A 22,304-nucleotide genomic window follows, 5' to 3' on the forward strand; every position below is an offset into this window, starting at 1 on the left:
TGTACGAGGTAACCCCACGCCTTCGTAAATACAATCATAAGTTGAGTGTTATTGTTAAAATAGTAAATTAATTGTCCTTACTCTTTATTTTAGCGATCGCTTAGGAAGTCAATCAATAACCTTAAATCCCTTTTCTACTAAAAAACTGTGCCTGCCAATGGTATTTCTCCCCCTTATTTAAATGAGTTTTGTATAAATATAATAAGTAAGCCTCTCTTTATAAATGATAGTTATTTGCATTTATTCGCGATACAAGGAAATATACTCAACTCAAATGAGAATCGTTTACATTACTATTACTATATTCATTTGTTTTTTATTAGATATTACTTATTTATGGATAAAGGTTGGACCTATGGCGTTAAAAGTATCTAAGCTAGCATTTAGTGTGTGTTTATCATTAAGTTCCTTTACTGTTTTAGGGGAAGCTATTGACCCTGATAAATTAGAAGTAATGGTGGTGACGGCTGGAAAGGTAGCCGAAGAATCACAAAAGTCCCCGATCAGTATTTCAGTGTTATCGGATTACGATGTTGAAAGAGCTGGTATCGAAAACACGTTTGATATTGTAAAAAGAACCCCAAATGTCTCCATGATTAAAGCGGGTAACCCTTCCGATGCGAGTTTTCTTTCTATGAGAGGAATTACCCCCACCATGGAAGGCTCACAATCTGTACTGTTTTTAATTGATGGTGTCATGTATCAAACGTTTGACACAGAATTACTCGATGTTGAACGTATTGAAGTATTGCGTGGGCCACAGGGTACCCTATATGGGCGAAATGCTTCATCAGGTGTTATTAGCATCCATACAAAGGATCCTGACTTTTTCACTGAAGGTAGCGCCGGGTTAACCTACGGAAGTTACAACCAAATTAAGGGCAATCTTATTTCGGGCGGTGCTATTGCAGATAGCGATGAGTGGGCATACCGTACTGCGATTCAATATTCGACGGATGACGGCTATTTTACAAGGGACTATGACGGTAAAGACGACGTTAATGACGTAAAAGACTTTAATGGTCGATTAAAAGTTCGTTGGGTACCCGTTGATCAGTCATGGGATGTAATTGCTACTGTCGATGCCCAAAATCGTAAAAATGGCAATATGTCATTCGCTACACTAGACCAGATTAATCAAGATAGCCATAAAGTCTATTCCAACTTAGAGGGACAAGCGAAAGCCGATATCCTGACTGGTTCAATTCGTGCAAATTATGCTGCAGATGCTTTCGATTTTACGTCTATTACGGCTTATACCAAAGAGGATAAAGTTGATAATCAAGATTTAGACTTTACTCAAGTTGATGACCAAGAACTGTTTATTGATTCAGATTTCTCTCGCATGACACAAGAGTTCCGATTGAGTTCTGATCAAAATGATGCCGTTCGTTGGGTGAGTGGTCTGTACTTCTTTGATGAGACTGCCAAAAATGACATTGATATGCGTATGAAAAATGCCGGTATGTTTAATAAAACTAAAACAAAGTCAAAAGTAGGAAATTATGCTGTATTTGGCAATGTTAATTATCGATTCTCTGAAAAATGGGAAGCGATTGCTGGTTTACGTTATGACTATCAGAAAGTTCAGTTTGATTATCTTGACCTTTGGAATATGTATGCCCCAAGTTCAAATGGTTCAGATGAGGCTAGTTTTAATGAGTGGTTGCCTAAAGCTGGTCTAAATTACTACGCCACCCCCGACATTATGATGTTTGCGAGCATCGCGCGCGGTTATAAAAGTGGTGGGTTTAATATGCTAACTCCGCCAACTATTTCACCAAAGTATGATCCTGAATACACAATAAACTATGAATTAGGAATGAAGAGTGAATGGTTAGATAATCGTATTCGCTTTAATTCGTCAGTATTCTTGATTGATTGGAAAGATCAACAAGTTGAACAGCAGATTTACCCTAAGTCCTTTACCCAAAATGCAGGGGGCACCGTTAGTAAGGGCGCTGAATTTGAGTTGTCGTGGTTAATTCAGCCTGGTTTAACGACTTGGGTTAACGGTGGATTTAATGATGCAAGCTTTGATGATTTTGTTAGCAAGGATTACGACATGAATGGTGGCTTCGCCGGTCAACATGATTATAGCGGTAATCGCCCAGCCAACTCCCCTAAATATACTTATAGCCTAGGTGTGGATTATAACTTCTTAGAAAACTACTTTATTTACACTGATTATAACGTAACGGGTGATTTTTATTTCGATAGTGCTAACACGACTAAACAAGATGCTTATGGCGTTCTGAACTTAAGGGGTGGTTACACAAGCGATAATATTGACCTGATTCTTTGGGCGAAAAATGTGTTAGATAAAGAATACCTGACACGTGCCTTCCCTATGGGGGATGGATCAAATGAAAAATGGTACGGCCGCTCTGGTGACCCAGCGACAATTGGTGCCACTGTCAATCTAAAATGGTAGTTCTCCAATAATATACTCCCCCTCTGTTTGAGGGGGATAACTACAAATTAATCGTGTAGGAAAAAGTAATGCAAGAAATTGTAGCTGGCTGGGTGCAGCAAAGGTTAATGCATAATTTTGAAAATAATGCATTAGAAATAGCACTGAATGATTGCACTGGTGAAGAACATCAGAGCTATAGTTATCAAGAACTATTTTATGAAGTGAGTAAAGTTGCTCGAAATATAAAATGTTTTTCCGGGGAAAGAGCATTATTATTATTACCAGGGGACTCAAGTTTTATTTTTTCGTACCTAGCCTGTCTGATGGTGGGGGTTACTGCGGTACCTGTCAATTTGCCTGGTGTTAAACGGTTACAGCGAGTTAAATCTAATATTGAGCATATCCTGGATGACTGTGAACCAAACCTCATTGTTGCTTTGTCAGCGACCAAAGGAGAAATTGAAAAATTTGGTTGGGATATAAACCGAGAAGTTGTATATCTGGATGAGTTATTCGGAGAGAAACAACCACTTTGTTGGAATGACCTGTGCCCACCCACAGGCCCTGTTATGTTGCAATATTCATCGGGCTCAACGGGAAGCCCAAAAGCGGTTTGTAACTATGATAAAAATATTTATCATCAATTCGACATTATGCTTCAAGTAGAACCAAGTCTACAGCATATCCACACCGCAAATTGGTTACCTTTTTATCATGATCTAGGCTTGTTCTACGGTCTTATGTTCCCTTTATTGTCTGGTGGTACGTGCAGTTTTATCCGGCCAAGTCAATTTTCTGTAGAACCAGCAAAATGGTTAAACATGATAGAGCAGTACCAAGCCACAATTACCGCTGCGCCTGATTTTGCCTACCAACTGTGTGTTGATTCTATTTCAGATCTTCAAGCCAGTGAGTTGGACCTCTCATCTTTGAAGGTCGTGATGAATGCTGCTGAGCCAATTCGAGCTTCAACGATAAGGAGCTTTTCTCAAAAGTTCGAATCGTCAGGTTTCCAGTCATCTAGATTCTTACCTGCATATGGAATGGCAGAAGCCACGCTTATTGTGAGCCATAAACCTGCGAATACCTCTGCAGTAATGAAGACTTTTGATGTTGGCTGCCTTGCTGAAGGACATGCTGTTGAATCTATGTCGGGGCGGGAGTTAGTGAGTAGCGGTAGCCAGTTTAATTCTTGGCAAGTTGAGATTGTTGACCCTCATACCGGTGCTGCTTGTGAGTTGGGACAGGTTGGTGAAGTTTGGGTTCGCGGTAATAGCGTGGCGAAAGGCTACTGGAATAAAGCTTCGCTCACTCAACAAACGTTTAATGCATCGATAAATTCAAGTTGTGACGATGGGGAGTATCTGCGCACCGGAGATCTGGCATTTAAGTGGGGTGGTGAATTGTATATTTGCGGCCGCTTCAAAGATGTCATTATTGTTTCTGGTGAAAACCATATGCCTAACGACCTAGAATCTACGATTGAGAGCGTGTGTGGTGACATCGAGGTTGGGGGGGCTTGCTTTGTTCAAGATATTGAGTCAGGTGAAATTCATGGGTTATGCGAAGTGCATCGCCATACAGAACAAAGACAACTAATAAAAATTTCAAAAACAATTAAGTCGCTTATCGCTAAAAATCATAATTTGTCAGTGAGTCAAGTTACCCTCATCGCAAGAGGTTGCTTACAAAAAACTTCTAGCGGTAAGATCCGTCGAAGCTTGATGCTATCAGAGCTCCAAGCACAAAAATTAAAGCCACTATACATATCGTCGCTACCAGCCACTCCCGCTTTCATTACTGACATTTCTGAATATTTGCGAAATTCCCTTGAAGCTATTGTCGGTATTGAGCTATTGGGTGATAAGCAAGGTTTCACTGATGTCGGACTGACAAGTTTGCTTGCGACACAGTGGTGCGCACAAATTTCGAGTCAGCTTGGTATCTCGATTTCACCTGTACAGTTATTTGCTTATCCAAATCTATCCGCTTTTAGTCAGTTTGTTCAACAGCAACACAGGCAGCAGTCCCCAAAAGAGTTGGTGGAGGCGTTTTCATCTCGGTCAACTGATATTGCGATTATTGCAATTAGCAGTCGTTTACCAAAGCAACAAAACGCAAGTTGGGTTGAGTACGCAGATTGGCTAATTAAAGGCGAATCAGCACTAGCGAGTGTGAGTGATGAGTTACGCACATTTTCTTTACCTATAGGTGCGGTTGATAACATAGACAAGTTTGATGCTAATTTCTTTGCTATGTCTTCTCGAGAAGCCTGCTTGCTCGATCCACAACAGCGCTGGTTGATGGAGTCAAGTTGGCATCTTTTTGAACAAGCGGGTTGGTTACCTTCGAAATTAAAAGGGTTGCCATTAGGTATTTTTGTCGGCCAGGGAAGCCAAGATTATAGTGATCTGTTGGCTAATCAAAACGCTCCTGAGTTTTTAAAAAGTTATTTAATTACTGGCACGAGTCGTAGTGGTAGTTCGGGTCGACTTGCTAAATATTACGGTACAAGTGGCCCAGCTATTACTATAGATACCGCTTGTTCATCATCTATCGTTGCCATTGATATGGCTGTCCAAAATATTCAATCAAAGCGTTGTGAATCTGCAATTGCTGGTGGTGTAAACCTTCTTCTCTCGTCTCAAATAGAGAGTGCTTTACAAAAAGCAGGGATGCTTTCTCCGAACGGGCGATGCGCTACTTTTAGTGCTGATGCTGATGGTTATGCTCGTGCTGAGGGTTTAGGGTTACTACTGCTAAAAGATTATGATGCAGCGATAAGAGATGGTGACCCTATTTTAGCGGTTATTGAGGCTACAGGTGTGGCACAAGACGGTGAGAGTAGTAGCTTGACGGCACCTAACCCACTTGCACAGCAAACACTGTTGAAAGAAGTACTAGCGCGCAGTGGAAGAACAGAAAATGATATTGATGCAATTGAAATGCATGGCACCGGCACACCGCTTGGCGACCCTATCGAATTAAGTGCTATTGATGGTGTTTATCAGAGTCGTATTCAACCGCTGCATTTGACTGCAGGCAAAGCGCAGTTTGGTCACCTAGAATCTGCTGCTGGTGTTGCGGGGGTGATTAGGGCGATTGCTCAAATGCGTGCACAAACTGTTTTCCCTCACCCAACGTTTAAGTCGTTTAATCCTGAGCTACGGCCTTGGATTGAACGTTATATTTTTGAGAACGACGTTCGTCCAATACCGTTAAGACGCATGGGGGTTAGTTCCTTTAGTTTTACTGGGACTTTGGGTCACATTATTATTCGTAATCATCAAGATGTGACGGACAAATCTGAGTATGTACTACCACAGATAGGGTTCCTTCCCTTAACAGCAAGTCATATTGATAGTCTTAGCCAATTGGCTAAAGCTTGGATTCAAACAATAGAATCACACCGTCACAATGCTGTTGAGCTATTCCATGCTTGGAGAGATAAACGCGAGCATCACTTACCAATCCGGCGATGTGTTCCATTTGCAGATATCGAAGACTTACTATGTAAATTAAAACAAATTGCCGTAGGTCAATCTTTCGTTCCGTCGGCATTACCAGCCGAACTTGAACAATGGTGCAATGGTGCTGATTATGACTGGTCGCACTTTAGTGAGAAAGTGACTTATCCAACCGAAATTTTATTGGCTTTACCGCTATACCCATTTAAACGAGAGAAATACTGGGTTGAACAGCAAAATACAGGTAGCAAAAGTAATATAGAGGAAGCTACTTTACCCGCGAAATCGATCATTGATCATCAAGCATTCTTAACTGAATGGCTGAGCGATGTGCTACTTATCGAGCCTGGAGAAATAGGCTTAGACGCTGATTTGATTAACTTAGGCTTGGATTCATTGCAGATGATGGATCTTGTTGATGAAGCGAAAAAGCACAATGTTGTGTTTGAACTTGTTCGGATGTACGAAGCGCCAACTTTAGCTGCGTGGTCTGCATTATGGCAATCATCAGTAAGTTGTGACCAAGTTGCTGAAAAATATCTAGATGCTAAAAAAGAACAAGATACTGAAACAGTATTAACTCACCCTTTCGAGTTGACTAGTGTTCAACAAGCGTATTGGCAAGGTAGGAACAGCACACAAACTCTTGGTGGGGTTGCATGCCAGGTCTACTTAGAGCTTGATAGTGAATGGATCGATAGTGACAAACTTCGTTTAGCGCTTGATCGCCTATATGCCCGTCATAGCATGTTACGAATGAGGATGAATAGCGATGGTCTTGGCTATATTACAGCGAATGCTCCAACGCAAATCCATGAATATGATTGGAGAACTCTTGACTGTGAATTGGCAACAAGTAAACAGGCAGATCTGAGGCGTAATTTAGAAGCGCAGATTCTGGATTTAGAAAATGAATCTGGCTTGGCAATTAATTTAAGTCATAGTCCGCGAGGTAGTCGTCTTCACTTCAATATTGATATGGTTGTTGCTGATGCATTAAGCATTCAAATTCTGCTTGATGATCTAGCTCAGTTCTATCTCGATGATAATTGTGAACAACTTGCGCAACCAACCCTGCATTTCCCTCAATATCTATCAGCAATACGTGAGCAAGCGCATGTAGAGGCTGATCGTCAATATTGGCTAGCACAACTGCCTAGCTTGCCTTCGGCGCCGCAATTACCGTTGGCAAAACGACCGGAAGAAATCAAACAACCTGTGTTCGTTCACCGTGAATGGCGTTTAGCTGCCGATAAATGGCGAGCATTACAGCAAGCATGCCGTCAACACCGTATTACTCCCTCAATGATGTTGGCGAGTTGTTATGCGGAGACCTTAAGAGGCTGGAGTGATAATAAGGATTTTTGTTTAAATCTTACGATTTTCAACCGACGTCATACTGCCATGGATGTGTCGGGTGTTGTTGCTGATTTTACTACGCTGATGCTATTAGCATGCCGTGATGGAGAAGCATCCAATATCTTAGATAATGCAAGTGCATTGAATCGCCAATTTATGGCGAATCTTGACCATAGTGATTTCGATGCAATTCGCTTGTTAAGAGAGCTTTCCAAGCAGAGAGGCTCTCAAGTTGCCATGCCGATAGTTTTCACTAGTAACCTAGGTAATGACTTCCTTGGCGATAGTTGTCTGGGTGAGATGAATTATGTCATCTCTCAGACGCCTCAGGTTTGGATTGACTGTCAGGTAATGGAGAGAAAAGGGGAGTTGATAATAAGTTGGGATACAGTCGATGATCTATTCCCAGCCAATATGGTCGATCAGATGTTTGCTAGCATGGGAAGGCTAATCACTGAAATAGCGCAGCGACCTAACATGCTGAAACAAACGGTGCCCGCATTTTTAACCGAAGAAGCAAGAAAAGATCGTGCTTCGAGAAACAGCAGTGACGTGATTTCGTACGCCCCTCGCACTCTCCATCAGCGATTCTTTGAATTGGCAGAGGCGCAACCTGATGCCATTGCGGTTATTGAAAATAAAGCGTCGATGTCTTATCGCCAGTTGTCAGAAAGTGCTGGTGAACTTGCCTATCGTCTCAAGCAAGAAGGTGTACTGTCTGGGGATCGTGTGGCGATTTTATTGCCAAAGGGAGCATCACAAGTTGTCGCGGTGTTGGCAATACACTTATTGGGCGCTAGTTATGTCCCCCTCGATATTGAGCAACCAGTCGCTCGGTTGAATCAAATTATTGAACAAGCAGCAATTAAAATCGTTGTAATAAATCAGGATGCTGTGGAGGCAATTACCAACCAAGAAGCAATGGCTGGTTGGTCATTACTCGATATTGATGAACGTGGGCAAGAGCACATCATAGCAACACAAATTGCTTCGGTATCACCACACGATGTTGCTTATATTATTTATACCTCTGGCTCTACCGGTATTCCTAAAGGCGTTATTACTACCCATCAAGCTGCGGCCAATACTATTGATGATATTAATCAGCGTTATCAGTTGGTTAGTGACTGTCGAACATTTGCTTTATCGGCACTGAACTTTGATTTATCTGTCTTTGATATTTTTGGACCACTTTCTGTAGGGGGCTGCGTTGTTGTTCCTCAACAGTCAGAACGAAAAGAAGCAAAAGCGTGGATTTCATTGATTCATGAATATCAAATTACGATATGGAATAGTGTGCCTGCACTGTTCGAAATGTTGTTAATTGCAGCTGAAAATGACACTCGTCAATTGCCAAGCTCGATGACAAATGTTCTGTTGTCAGGCGACTGGGTTGGTTTGGATTTACAACCAAGATTAAATGCTTTGAACCCATCAATTCAATTGACGGCATTAGGAGGGGCAACAGAAGCTGCGATTTGGTCTAATGCTTTTGATGTCAATTACGTAGAGACGGATTGGACAAGCATCCCATACGGTTATTCATTGAGTAATCAAAGTTACCGAGTGATGGATGCCTTGGGCCGAGATTGTCCTGATTGGGTGATTGGTGAGCTCTGGATTGGTGGTCAGGGGGTTGCAGAGGGGTACTTTGCTGACCCTGAAAGAACAGCAGCACAATTCATTTTCCATGATGGGCAACAGTATTACCGAACTGGTGATATGGGACGTTTTTGGTCTAACGGGATCGTTGAGTTTATTGGGCGACGAGATAACCAGGTCAAACTTAATGGCTTTAGGATTGAACTTGGGGACGTTGAACATGCGGCAGAGCAATTTTCTGGGGTGCAAAAAGCGATAGCGCTATTGCTAGATAAACCACAGAAACATATTCAACTTTTTGTTTCTAAACAGCAAGGTGAGGTGAGTGCTCTTCAAACAGAGTATGAAGCTGATATGACGCTGCTTGATACAAAGGTATCGCAACCCACACCACCAAAGCCTGTCGATCACACCGCTATTGAGCAAGCAATGGCAACGCATGTTATGCGTTTGGTGCTCGATAAGATGGTGATAGCAAATAACGTTAAACCGGGTGCGTCACTGACGCTGGATGATTGGCTATGTAGTTTGCATATTACACCTCGTTTTCAAGCTGTATTTGAAAGCTGGTTGCATGTTCTCGTTGAAACAAAGCAATGGTCAGCTGAGCGGGGATACTGGCGTCAAGAGCAAGACGTCGTTAGTCCAATGGTTGCCTACCAAAAGAAGGTAGCGCATATGCCTGCTCATGCTTCAATCTTATCGGCATTAGAAAATAAGGTTGATTGGTATGTTGATTTGATGCAGGGCGAGGTGAGTGAAATTACGCTTATTGATGACCCGGTGTTGACACCTGAAGCGTTAGCATTAATCCACCCTGATTTTTCATCAACGGAACAATATATTGTTGAAACAATAGTCTTACTTTCTAAGCAATTGGGTCGAGCTGTAAACGTTGTCGAACTCAATGGTAGAACGGGTCATTTAGCATCACATATATTGAATCAATGTGACGCTAGCCAGGTAAGTTACTGCGTAGCTGAACAAGCTAAGTCGGTTCTTGATCAAGCGACATTCCGATTAGTGGGCTATGGGGATCATGCTTTTGCTTGTGCATTAAGCGACGTTGAAAGGCATCAAGCTGATTTGGTGATCAGTAACAATGCACTCCATCGTTTTAATGATGTGAATGAAGGGATTAACCTAATGTCTTCACTTATCGCACCAAGTGGTCATTTTGTTGCGATAGAGACGCAAGCGCTGAGCCCTCTTGCATTATTAACGGTGACATTAATGCAGCCAGAAGCGTTAATGAGAAGCGTAGATCAAAGCCCTTATCATGATTGTCGCCGAGGGGAGTCTTCACCTCTACTTGATGCCCAACAATGGCAAACTAGTTTGCAAACTTCATCACTAAGCATGAATGTCTTGCCTGCAGTAAATAAAGCGAACTTATTAGTGATGACGGGGCGCCAGGCTGAAACTCTTACTGTGTCTGATACCTCTCAACTGGCTGACTGGTTAGCATTACAGCTACCCAATTATATGTTGCCTCAACACATTGTCGTTTGTTCAACAATGCCTTTAACAAACAATGGCAAAATTGACCGTACTCAACTGCGCTTATCAGCTGCCAATATTGCAATGGCTAGTCATGAAGATAAACAAGATTGCGTAACCGACAATGAAAAGTATGTTGCAGAGGTTTGGGCGCAAGTTCTTGGTGTAACACCATCACGTACAGATAATTTCTTCCTGTTAGGAGGCGATAGTCTTCATGCAACAAGAATTACGGCGGTATTGGGCGAGGTTGGCTTTAATAGTGTGAAGTTGTCCGATGTCTTTTCACTTCCTGTGTTGAGTGACTTTGCTCGCCATTTAGAATTTGATGCAGGTGAAATTTCATCACAAATCACGTTAGTGCATAACGAGAATGAACGTTATCAACCATTTGTGCTGACTGATGTTCAACAAGCCTACATTATGGGGCGAAACGAAGGCTTTGTGATGGGCGGTGTTGGCACACATTTCTATTCTGAATTTGAAGCTGATGGCTTTGATGTGACGCGTCTAGAGCAAGCGCTTATGCGTTTAATTGAGCGTCATGACACCCTTCGTATTGTGTTTGATGACCAAGGGCAACAAGTTTGTATTCCGTCAGCACTTTACTGTCCGATGGAGATTGTCTCTTGTACTGAAAAACAGTGGGAAGAAGTTGTTACTCATCAACGTGAGGTGCTATCTCATCGAGTGTTAAATCCTCAGGTATGGCCGCTTTTCCACCTTACACTCATTGAGTCTGAATGTGGGAAAAAACGGCTATGTATCGGCTTAGACAATGTCATTCTTGATGGTCTTAGCATGCGGATTTTCTTTGCTGAGCTTGGAATTTTATATCGTGATTTGGAAGCCGACTTGCCAGAGTTGGGGATTACGTTCCGTGATTATCAACAGCAAGTTTATCTGCAAGAAGAGCATGAATCCCAAACATTAGCGAAGAGTTATTGGTTAAGCAGACTGCCTAGTTTACCGGAGGCTCCGCGTCTGCCGTTAAGCATGGAGCCAAATCAATTAGAGAAGCCACGCTTCGTTCGACGCCAATCCTGCTTGTCTAAAGAATTATGGAGCCGTTTAACAGAGAAAGCACGAGAGTGTGCGATCACGCCGTCTTGTTTGTTGCTTAACTGTTATGCGCAAGTATTGGCAAAATGGTCCGAATCCTCATCGCATTGCATCAATGTTACTTTGTTTGATCGCAAGCCTGTCCATGACAATATTCAGCACATTATGGGGGATTTCACCTCACTCTTGTTACTCGAGACAAATCAAATTGCAGGTGAAAGTTGGTTGCAAAGTGCTGAGCGTTTGCAACAGCAGTTATGGCAAGACTTGGAGTACGCCGATGTTTCTGCTGTTTGGGTGATACGCGAGTTAGCCAAGTTAAAAGAAGTGACTGATTTGAGTATGCCAGTGGTGTTCACTAGTGCACTAGGTGCGGACACTAGCCTTGATGAGTCTTCTGAGTTAGGCATTACCCGATCTGTATGGGGCGTATCTCAAACACCTCAAGTTTGGATTGACCATCAAGTATTTGAGCAAGATGGAGAATTACACTTTAACTGGGATGTTGTCGAGGCGTTGTTCCCTGACGGTGTAGTTGATGCAATGTTTAATTCATATTGCCAATTATTGGAGCAACTTGCTGACTGTGATTGGTCACAGCCATCGCCAATAGCGTTACCTGCATCACAGCGAGAAGTTCGCACTCTTGTTAACAGCACTCAGGACGTGGTGCCTCTGCGAGCAATGCACATTAGTGTGTATGAAAAAATGCAAGCAACACCTGAGGCGACGGCGATTGTCGCTAATGGTCAGCGCTATAAGTATCGAGATCTGCATACAAAAGTGAGTCAGGCAGCGTACCAGTTGCAAAAACATGGAATTGCTAAAGGTGATTGCGTTGGTGTCATGTTGCCGCGCTCTATCGAGCAGATTGCTTCTGTCCTTGCAATTCAGTGGATTGGAGCGGCTTATGTACCATTAGCAACTGATTGGCCAAAAGCTCGAGTTGAGTCTGTATTGGCGCAAGCATGCATCAAGTTCGTGATTTGTGACCGCAACGAGTTGTTTGAGAATGGTGGCCAAGGGATCAATGTTGAAAGCTTGCTGGCTTCTGAAGAAGCTTTGGTTGAGCCCCTTCAGAGCACGCTTGATGAGTTGGCTTATGTGATCTTCACCTCAGGCAGTACAGGAACACCGAAAGGGGTTGCGATCACTCATGGCGCGGCCATGAATACCATTGAAGCGATCAATCGCCAGCACAATGTAACTGCAGATGACAGTGTCTTAGCGCTATCAGCCTTGTATTTCGATTTATCGGTATATGACATTTTTGGCTTGCTGTCTGTTGGCGGGAAATTGGTGCTTATCAACGATGAGCAAACCAGAGACGTTGGCGTTTGGTTAGAGTTGGTTCAGCAGCATCAAATTACCTTGTGGAATACCGTACCAGCATTGTTAGAAATGCTTTTGATGGGGAATGAGTCACAGGCTGAATGTCAGCTATTGACCTCATTGCGCTGCGTTATGTTGTCAGGTGATTGGATCAATCTGGAATTACCTGAACGCTTACGTCGTAACAGTTGTCTTGCCAAATTTGTGGCGATGGGAGGTGCGACTGAAGCTGCAATTTGGTCGAACTATTGTGTTGTTCAGCAAGTTGAAAAGCAATGGCGTTCAATTCCTTATGGTAAGCCTTTACCAAATCAATGTTTTAGAGTTGCAAGTGATATTGGTGATGACTGCCCTGATTGGGTTGCCGGTGAACTATGGATTGGGGGAGATGGTGTCGCCCAAGGTTACATTGGTAATAAGGAATTAACTCAGCAGCAGTTCTGTGAACATCAATCACAACGTTGGTATCGAACCGGTGATATAGGGCGCTACTGGCCTGATGGAACTATAGAGTTCCTTGGGCGTCGTGACCACCAGGTTAAAGTGGCAGGGCTGCGTATTGAACTCGGTGAAATAGTGAAAGCACTTAAGTCATGCGCTGGAGTGAAAGATGCGATTGTATTGATTGAGCATCATGATTCTCGTCCTAAGATTCATGCTTATTTGTTGTCGAATATGGCCGTCGAACTTTCGATTATTCAGCCGCAATTATTAAATTATTTACCAAGTTACTCTATGCCTGATGGCTACGCCGTACTTCAAGAATGGCCACTCACAGCTAACGGTAAAGTCGATCGAAATGTATTAAAAACCTTGGAACTTTCAATTTCTAATGAGAGTGAGTTTGTTGCACCAAGTACAGATGAAGAGATTGTTCTGACTCAAGCAATGCAACAAGTTCTTGGTATTAATACGCCAATTAGCGCGAGCGATAACTTCTTTGCCTTAGGCGGAGATTCATTTGTTGCGATTCAGCTAGCTAGCACACTCCAACAACAGCACGGTATTACTTTGCCACTTCACGCTGTGTTTAATTTACAAACGATTTCACGTATTGCACTTGCTCTTGAAACCTCAGAAAAAGAGAGCAACGAGGTTGATTTTGAGGAAGGAACCTTATGAAAAAAGGAACAACATTAATGTCACCATTAGCGTTACTGCAACAGTTAGAAGCTAAGAAAGCCGAGTTTTGGCTTGAAGCTGACGCCTTGAAGTTCAGAGCTCCTCAAGGCGTAATGACCAAAGAGGTTGTTGAGCAGCTGAAAGCAGTAAAAAGTGAATTAATAACAATACTAAAAGAGCGTGAATTGGGCGCTGTTCTTTGTCCTAGTACGAAAGATAAATATGAGATTTTTCCGGTAAATGATGTACAGGCCGCTTATCTTATTGGACGGCAAAATGTGTTTGAGTTCGGTGGCACAGGCTGCCACGGTTACTTTGAGCTCGAATTTGCACATCTTGATGTTGAGAAGCTAAACCAAGCTTGGAATAAGCTCATTGAACGCCATGAGATGTTGCGAGCTATAGTCTTTTCTAATGGTACTCAGCAAATACTATCACAAGTACCTGAGTATAAGATTGAATGTGATTTGCAAACTGATACGAGGTTAACGTATCGGGCAAACATGTCCCATCGCGTTTATGACACTGAAGCATGGCCTCTGTTTGACTTAAAAGTAAGCGAGTCGGAAGGTAAATCATACCTGCATTTTAGTATTGACCTATTGATTGCAGACTTTATGAGTATTCAGGTGATTTTGTCTGAGTTGATTCATTTTTATCATGAGTCTGAATTGGTGCTAGCGCCTATTAGCTTATCGTTCAAAGATGTCATGGAGTTTGAAAAGCGACAGAAGCTGACAGACAAATATGCGCAAGCGAGACAATACTGGCAAGACCGAGTGCCTCATTTGCCAATGGCACCAGAGTTATCACTCCTCGCTGATATTAATGATGGTTTGACGTCGGAAGCTAAGAAAGAAACACCGCATTTCACTCGCCATGAAATGCAATTAGCGCCAGAGCAATGGGCTGAACTCGAAAGTCAATGTAATCATCAAGGGGTTAGTCCTTCATCGCTATTACTGACGCTCTTTAGTGAAGTGTTAGCTAAGTGGTCTAAATCAAAACATTTTTGCTTGAACATGACGGTAATGAATCGTGAACCGATCCATCCAGATTTACTCAACATGGTGGGGGATTTCACGAGTGTCAACTTGCTGGAAGTGAATCTTACGGAGTCACGAACCTTGTTAGCACAAGTGAAAGAGCAGCAGAATCAATTGTGGCAAGACTTAGAGTATAAAGCGTTTAGTGGCGTTGAGGTTATGCGTGAAATAGCCCGACAACGTGGTGCTGATTATGCTCGCATGCCAATAGTCTTCACGAGTGCATTAGTCGGTAGTAATAGAGAGCAAGTTTCAGAGACCAAATCTCAGTACGAGATGGGGATGGAGGTTGCATATGGTATTAGTCAAACGCCTCAAGTTTGGATTGATTGCCAACTTATGAATCGAGACCGCTGTTTGTACATCAATTGGGATGTACTTGACGGCATATTCCCTGACTCAATGATCGAGTCAATGTTTACATGTTTTGAAGGTGCGATTGAACAAGTCATTGCTGGTGGACTTCAGCAGTGGGATCAAGCTACTCGCCTTGCTTTACCGAATAAACAACAACAGGTTCGCGAACAGGTAAATAATACGATTAAACCTGTTGCTGAATCTATGTTGCATCAACTGGTGTTAGAGCAAGCAGTGTTAACGCCTGATGCGACAGCACTGGTTACGCCCGAACAAACACTGACATACGATGAGCTGATCGTTCGTTCAAAGTCACTGGCGAGCAAGTTACCAAAGGGAGCTCGTATTGCGATTGCGATTGATAAAAGTGTTGAACAAGTTGTTTCAACATTAGCAACGTTATTAGCTGATGGGGTGTATTTACCGCTTGACGTTAGTCAGCCGGTTTCTCGTATGAAGCAAATTCTGTTTGATGCCGATGTAGAGTTGGTGTTGACGCGCTCAAATGAACTTGCCCAACAGCTAGCAGACGATGGGTTTGAGGCCGTCAATATTTGTGATGCGCAAGCGCTACAAGGTGGTGTTCATAACATTGGCAGTACAGAGATAACTCAGTCATCTGAACGACTGGCTTACATTATTTATACCTCTGGTAGTACAGGAAGCCCCAAAGGTGTCATGGTAAGTCATCAAGCGGCTGTGAATACTGTGGTCGATATCAATCGTCGCTTTGACATTACAGAAAACGATGTGGTGTTTGGCTTGGCTAAATTAAGTTTTGATCTCTCTGTTTATGACATCTTTGGTACTTTGGCTTGTGGTGCTACATTGGTGTTACCTTGCGAGAAAGATATTCAAAATCCAGCAGAATGGACTCGTCAAATTCGAGAACATAACGTCAGTGTTTGGAACTCTGTACCTGCGCAGATAACAATGTTAACGCGATATTTAGCCGACGAATCACTACCTACGCTGGATAGTATTAAATGCGTAATGCTGTCTGGTGATTGGATTCCGGTCGCATTACCCAAAGCGATTGCTACCTTGATACCTGCCGCCCAACTATACAGCTTAGGTGGCGCGACAGAGGCCGCTATTTGGTCTATATATTTCCCAATTGATCCTACCTTTGATTATTACACTTCTATTCCTTACGGTACTCCGTTATCAAATCAGATGTTTGCTGTACTGGATGACAAAGGTATGGCCTGCCCTGACTGGGTTGCTGGTGAACTGTGTATTGGCGGTAGCGGGGTAGCGCTCGGGTACTGGCAAGATGAAGAGAAAACGGCTGCCCATTTCTTCCAAGATGCAAATACTGGAACATCTTGGTATCGAACGGGTGACCGAGGTTATTACCGAGATGATGGTGTGATCGTGTTTGTTGGTCGTGATGACAACCAAGTAAAAGTACGAGGATATCGAGTTGAGCTTGGTGAAATAGAATCAGCGCTTGAGCGTCAATCATCAGTATCTCAAGCTGTCGTCTTAGCGCGAGGAGATAAGCATAATTATCACCTTCAAGCTTACATTGAGCCGGCTATTTACCAAAATGATGCAAAAAGTACTTTGTTCTCGCATCAATTTGCAGAGACGGAAACCGAGTTAACTTTGACGGCAGAAGCTATTAGGCAAACAGTGCCAGAGAAGTCGGTAACAGACTTTGTTTATTATTTAGATAGAGTCGCTTTGCTCCATATGGTTCAAGCATTGCAATCAAGTGGAGGACTAGGTGAAGGTCAACAGAAAAACATCGATGACATGATTGCTGATGGTAATTATGCGCCTCGTCATAAACAATTATTAAGTCGATGGCTAAAAGCGCTTATTGAAAATCAACTAGCACGACATGATGGAGAAACATACGCTTTACTACAGCAAGTGAGCGAAGATGATATCTCGTTATGTTGGAAAGGATGTTACGAAGCACTGGAGTGTTTGGATGGTGATAAAGGCTTAGTTAACTACCTTGAGCGAAGTAGTCAATGTTTGCCTGAGTTACTGCGAGATAAGGCCGATCCTCTCGATTTGTTGTTTCCTGATGGCAAGTTAGATGTCGCGACATCAACTTACCAAAATAACTTGATCAGCAAAATGATGAATAAAATGTTGATCACAGCGGCGTTAAGTAAAGTAAAGCATTTAGCTGAACGTGCTCAGCCAATTCGTATCCTAGAGATTGGTGCAGGTGTTGGTGGTACAAGTAACGAGCTTATTCCGGCTCTAGCAGCACATAATGTCGAGTATACCTTTACTGATGTTTCATCATTTTTCCTCAATGAAGCTAAGCTTCGTTACCAAGGTTATGATTTTGTTGATTATCGCTTATACGATTTCAATCAACCTGCGTTAGAGCAAGGTTTTGATTGCGGTCAGTATGATCTGGTTGTTTCTTCTAATGTGTTACATAACGCAGTTGTTGCGCGTGAAGGGTTAAATCACTTACGTGAGTTAATGAAGCCAGGGGCTTGGTTACTTGTAATTGAGGCGACAAGAGATAATTACCAACTTATGACTTCAATGGAGTTCAAACATGGCTTGACCGCTCATAATGATGAGCGTTTAGCATTAAATTCTCCATTTATGCCTCAGGAACGTTGGTTAAACGCAATGTCGGATGTAGGGGCTGAGCAGTTATTTGCGTTCCCTAATAATCAAGAAGCCTTATATCAATTAGGTCAAAGTTTTATGCTGGCTCAATTCAATGGTCAGAAGCATGAATGTGATAAGACTGAAATCTTAGAACAGCTTAGTAAAGAGTTACCTAGTTATATGGTACCTGCACAATTGGCTGTCTTAGACCGTTTTCCGCTTACAAATAACGGTAAAATAGATAGAAAGGCGTTACCTGAAATTATAGGCCATCAAGAGACTCTACAAAACGAGGTATCAGAAGACCTTGATCAACTTGAGACGTTATTACTATCGTCATGTCGGGATGTGATTGGTAACCCTAATATGGGGCCAAATGATGATTTCTTTGGTGCGGGTGGTGACTCATTATTGATAACGCAGTGGGTGAGTAGGATTCGCCAAGAATTAGGTGAAGAATTTGTTCCCTGGGAAGGGACACTTCGCCAGGTATTGCAAACCCCCACTATTAAAGAGCTTGCGATCTTCTTACGAAAACAAACGCCAATTCAGCAGCACTGCAGTGCGATTGAAGATAGTTCAACGGCTTTGCAACGTATTAAAGAAGGTGACGGCGCACCTATCATTATTCTTCATGATGGTAGCGGCACTGTAATGCCTTGCTTAGCACTCGTAGAGCACCTTACAGCGCCAGTTTATGGCATTAGTGTTCAAGATAGACAGCAATATTTAACCATTCCAAGTGAACATTTGATCGTTGAATTAGCTGATCAATACAAAGCCTTGTTGGAAGATAATTTTGACTTGTCTAAATGCCATCTTTTTGGTTTTTGTATGGGGGGGTTAATTGCTTTTGAGCTGGCAAGACAAGCGATGGAATGTGGCTCTCCGTTCGCATCATTGACGATCGCAAGTAGTTATCAAATTCCGTACAAAGTAAATGACCCTATGATGACGGATGTCGCTCTTGCTAAAGAACTGAATGTACCAAACCCTTGGAGCGGTATTGATTTACTTCAGCTTGAGCAAACTTATTTGGCTTTATTAGCCACTAAGCCTAATCAAATTAATATTGAAGATGTAGTGGCTAAAGCTAAACAGCTCGGCTTTGATAAACTCTCACTAAATTATGCGAGTTACGCAAAAGCAAATGAAGCACAGCGTATCGCTTATTTCCAAACAGTACTTGATATCCAATCAAATCAACAAACGGCAAAAGTAGGAGATATTTCTCAGCTCTATCCAGTGTTCCATCACAGTTTGCAGGCTGTGACTCATTATGAACCATCTTTTTATAGTGGTGATTTCACTTTCGCTTGTCAGCAAGATGAAACTTATTTACTGCCCACGCTTAAAGCCGATATGCATGACTTTTGGCAGCAATATAGTGTTGGTGACATTGATGTTATTTCACTTGAAGGTGATCACTTCACCTGTATGCAATCATCTCAAGTTTTACCTCTAGCTAAGCACTTAAACACAGTTGCTACGCAAGGAGGAAAGCATGAATAGAGTCGCCATCTTCGGAGCTTGTGGTGAAGTGGGACAACATATTGACCAAGCGCTTGGTGCGCTTGGTTATCAAGTTACGCGAATAGGACGGCAGCCACGTCCTGACTTAACACATTATAGGATTGTTGATTTGTATGATCAGAAGGAGGTGGCAGCTGTTTGCCATCATCATGATTTGATCATAAATGCAGCAGGGCCTGCGTCGGCGATTCGAGACAATATAGCTCGCGTTGCAATAGACACTCATACCTTATATGTCGATGTGGGGGGGGAGCAGGATGTTTTCGGTCACGTTCAGCAACAGTTGCAGGGTCGAGACTTACCAGTTAGCTGTGTTTTTGGAGCGGGTTTTGTTCCCGGTTTTACCTCGTTGCTTCCTTTTATTGCCAAAGAAAAGCTACAAGACCTGCACAGTATCGAGCTTTATGTAGGGGGTATTGAAGCATTTACATCAACGTCTGCGATAGATTTTATTGCAAGCTTAGGGGGTAATGATGCTTTAAGCGGGGTGGTAATTAGAGATGATATAAAGGTGAGAGAGGGGACAAGAGAGGGCTATCAACCACTACCTGAGGGAAAAGAATTTACCGCATTACCTTATTTGAGTGCTGAGCATCAACGCGTCGCTAACACACTTTCAATATCTAACTTCGCGGCCTTTAATTTAGTCGCTGATCGACAGTTATTAATGTCAGCAAATGAAAGTGCTAAGGAGCAAACTGCAGCGTTAGTTAGTCTGAGTCAATCCATGGTTCAGAAGCATGGTACTCAGCAATATTGCGTAATGGATGTGCAAGGTTGGATTGCTCAACAGCCAGTTAATTTAACGCTTCGTTGTAAGTTTAATGATGGCTATCGAATGACGGGAATGGTCGCCGCTTTTACTGTGCACCAATTGTTAACGCAATCATCATCTCATTTAAATAATGGGGTGTTTTGGCTTTCTGAAATAGTTGAAACAGGTCATTTAATCTCGTTTTTGCACGAACAAAATATGTTTAGTCATTGGGACCTCTCGATTGAGCCTAATTATGAATTGGCGTTTGAAGAGGGAGCTTTGTGATGAAAACATATCGTGTTGTTGTATGTGGAACGCTTTTTGGTCAGGTATACCTTTCCGCATTTAAACGCCAATTCCCAGGGTTTGAACTTGCTGGAATTTTAGCAAGAGGAAGTGAACGATCCTTAACAATAGCTAAGGAGTATGGTGTGCCTTTATATCGTGAGGTGTCAGAATTACCTCAGGATATTGATATTGCATGTGTTGTTGTTCGTTCTGCAATTGTAGGGGGGGCTGGGTCACAACTTGCCCGCGCGTTATTAGAAAAAGGCATACATGTTCTGCAAGAGCATCCCGTTTATGAAAAAGATGTCGTGGAATGCTTAAAGTTAGCGAGGAAAAACGGATGTCATTACCAAATTAATACTCATTATCCTAATGTGCCAGCTGTTCGCCACTTTGTTGAGTACTTAAAGAAAGCGCGTGAAACTCAGCAGCCTTGCTTTATTGAAGCGACCTGTGGAGTACAAGTGATTTGCGGCTTGCTCGATATGTTGGGACAGGCATTAGGAGGGGTTACGCCATTTGAGTTCCATTCTAATGTTGATTGGTCTGAGGTGAGAAAATTAAAGTCGGAGCTATTACCGCCTTATCAAGTAATTCACGGTGTTTTTGCTGGGATTCCGCTCATCTTGAAGATTCAGAACCAGTTGGATCCAGGCGACCCTGATAACCATTTCCACATTATGCATCGCATTACTGTGGGGTTACCGAGTGGCAATTTGGTGTTAGTTAACACACATGGCCCAGTGCTATGGAATAGAGCTTTTCATATACCTCGAACCCCTGAGGAAAATGGGATGAGAGAGTTGCTCGATAAACAACAAGCGCCAGAGTTTTATCAGCCCGCTTCTTGCGAGTTTCTATACAAAGAAATGCCAAGCTTAGAAGAAATTATTGACGAACACTGGCCAGAGGCAATCAGAACAGCATTACATAGCATGGTAAGTAATATTGAATCACCAACCCCTGCATCAGCACAGTTCTTACTAGGACAAGCATCAGTATGGCGATCTTTAATGGGGTGCATTGGGAATCCTGAAGTCATTTCGGCGCAAGAGCCAATGTTAACGAGCCCTTCTATTGAAGGTTGGTTGGTTGAATATCATCAGGAGAGTGAAAATGCATAAGCAATTGAAACTCATCAAACCAGGCACACGTAGGCAGCTAATCTGTTTTCACTTTGCTGGAGGGAATGCGGAATATTTCATGCCGTGGCGTGACCATATTGATGAGCATACCGCTGTATATGCAGTGCAACTCTCAGGTCGTGGTCATCGACTATCAGAAAAACTCAAGACTTGCTTACATCAGTGTGCTGATGAGGTTGCGCAAAGTTTATCTTTTTTGCCTCATCGCCCCACCTCCTTTTTTGGGCACAGTATGGGTGCCGCTTTAGCGTTTGAAACCGCAATACGCTGGGAGCAGCAGGGTCGTAAATTGGCGCATTTCTTTGCTTCAGGACGAATTCCACCGCATAAAAGTAGAGGGACCAACTACCATAAGCAAAGTGATGATGCTTTGGTTAACAAAATCATGGGGTTGGGGGGAACATCAGAGGTTGTGTTTGATAACCCAGCCCTTAGAAAGTTAATGCTACCCATTATTCGTGCTGATTTTGAGGCAATAGAAAGCTATCAACGAGACTCTTTACCAACACTTTCTTGTCCTCTTAGTGCTTTGCTGGGTGAGGGAGATACAGAAGTAACAGAAAGTGAAATTCTAGATTGGTCATTAGCAACTACGGGGGAGTTTTATTTTCAGCGTTTCTCTGGTGGGCATTTTTACCTTAATAACCTCTGCCCTACATTGTTTGACTACCTTAAAAATAAAATGTCTTAGTTCTTTATTGGGGGCGTAAGGTGAAAATTTACGCT

Annotated in this window: 6 protein-coding genes; all 6 read left to right on the top strand. The window is 42.6% G+C overall.

From position 1 onward, the window contains the following. The first annotated feature begins 355 nt into the window (after positions 1-355). The 6 genes from BTO10_RS07770 (at position 356) to BTO10_RS07795 (ending at position 22,269) form a co-directional block, all read left to right on the top strand. Positions 356-2,434, top strand: a complete 2,079-nt coding sequence (locus BTO10_RS07770; RefSeq protein WP_181143959.1) for a TonB-dependent receptor — start codon at positions 356-358, stop codon at positions 2,432-2,434. A gap of 68 nt (positions 2,435-2,502) precedes the next feature. After that, positions 2,503-13,860, top strand: coding sequence for a non-ribosomal peptide synthetase (locus BTO10_RS07775; protein ID WP_105024161.1), 11,358 nt, complete (start codon positions 2,503-2,505; stop codon positions 13,858-13,860). Beyond that, entirely contained in the window at positions 13,857-19,367 is a 5,511-nt protein-coding gene (locus tag BTO10_RS07780) for a non-ribosomal peptide synthetase (protein WP_105024162.1), read from the top strand. The genes BTO10_RS07775 and BTO10_RS07780 overlap by 4 nt, the downstream gene beginning before the upstream one ends. Continuing rightward, positions 19,360-20,430 (top strand): NAD-dependent epimerase/dehydratase family protein, encoded by a 1,071-nt coding sequence (locus BTO10_RS07785; protein ID WP_105024163.1) that lies wholly within the window; start codon positions 19,360-19,362, stop codon positions 20,428-20,430. Before BTO10_RS07780 ends, BTO10_RS07785 begins: the two co-directional genes overlap by 8 nt. Next, positions 20,430-21,557, top strand: a complete 1,128-nt coding sequence (locus tag BTO10_RS07790) for a Gfo/Idh/MocA family oxidoreductase (RefSeq protein ID WP_004737537.1) — start codon at positions 20,430-20,432, stop codon at positions 21,555-21,557. The genes BTO10_RS07785 and BTO10_RS07790 overlap by 1 nt, the downstream gene beginning before the upstream one ends. Continuing rightward, on the top strand, positions 21,550-22,269 hold the full coding sequence (locus BTO10_RS07795) for a thioesterase II family protein (RefSeq protein WP_105024164.1): 720 nt from the start codon (positions 21,550-21,552) through the stop codon (positions 22,267-22,269). The genes BTO10_RS07790 and BTO10_RS07795 overlap by 8 nt, the downstream gene beginning before the upstream one ends. Positions 22,270-22,304: the final 35 nt, after the last annotated feature.

The organism is Vibrio chagasii, assembly GCF_002954585.1.
In the GTDB taxonomy this organism is placed as follows: Bacteria; Pseudomonadota; Gammaproteobacteria; order Enterobacterales; family Vibrionaceae; genus Vibrio; species Vibrio chagasii_A.

Excerpts from the sequence above, each read along its gene's own strand:
- BTO10_RS07790 (WP_004737537.1), top strand. The coding sequence starts at position 20,430 with ATGAAAACATATCGTGTTGTTGTATGTGGAACGCTTTTTGGTCAGGTA.
- BTO10_RS07795 (WP_105024164.1), top strand. The coding sequence starts at position 21,550 with ATGCATAAGCAATTGAAACTCATCAAACCAGGCACACGTAGGCAGCTA.
- BTO10_RS07780 (WP_105024162.1), top strand. The coding sequence starts at position 13,857 with ATGAAAAAAGGAACAACATTAATGTCACCATTAGCGTTACTGCAACAG.
- BTO10_RS07770 (WP_181143959.1), top strand. The coding sequence starts at position 356 with ATGGCGTTAAAAGTATCTAAGCTAGCATTTAGTGTGTGTTTATCATTA.
- BTO10_RS07775 (WP_105024161.1), top strand. The coding sequence starts at position 2,503 with ATGCAAGAAATTGTAGCTGGCTGGGTGCAGCAAAGGTTAATGCATAAT.
- BTO10_RS07785 (WP_105024163.1), top strand. The coding sequence starts at position 19,360 with ATGAATAGAGTCGCCATCTTCGGAGCTTGTGGTGAAGTGGGACAACAT.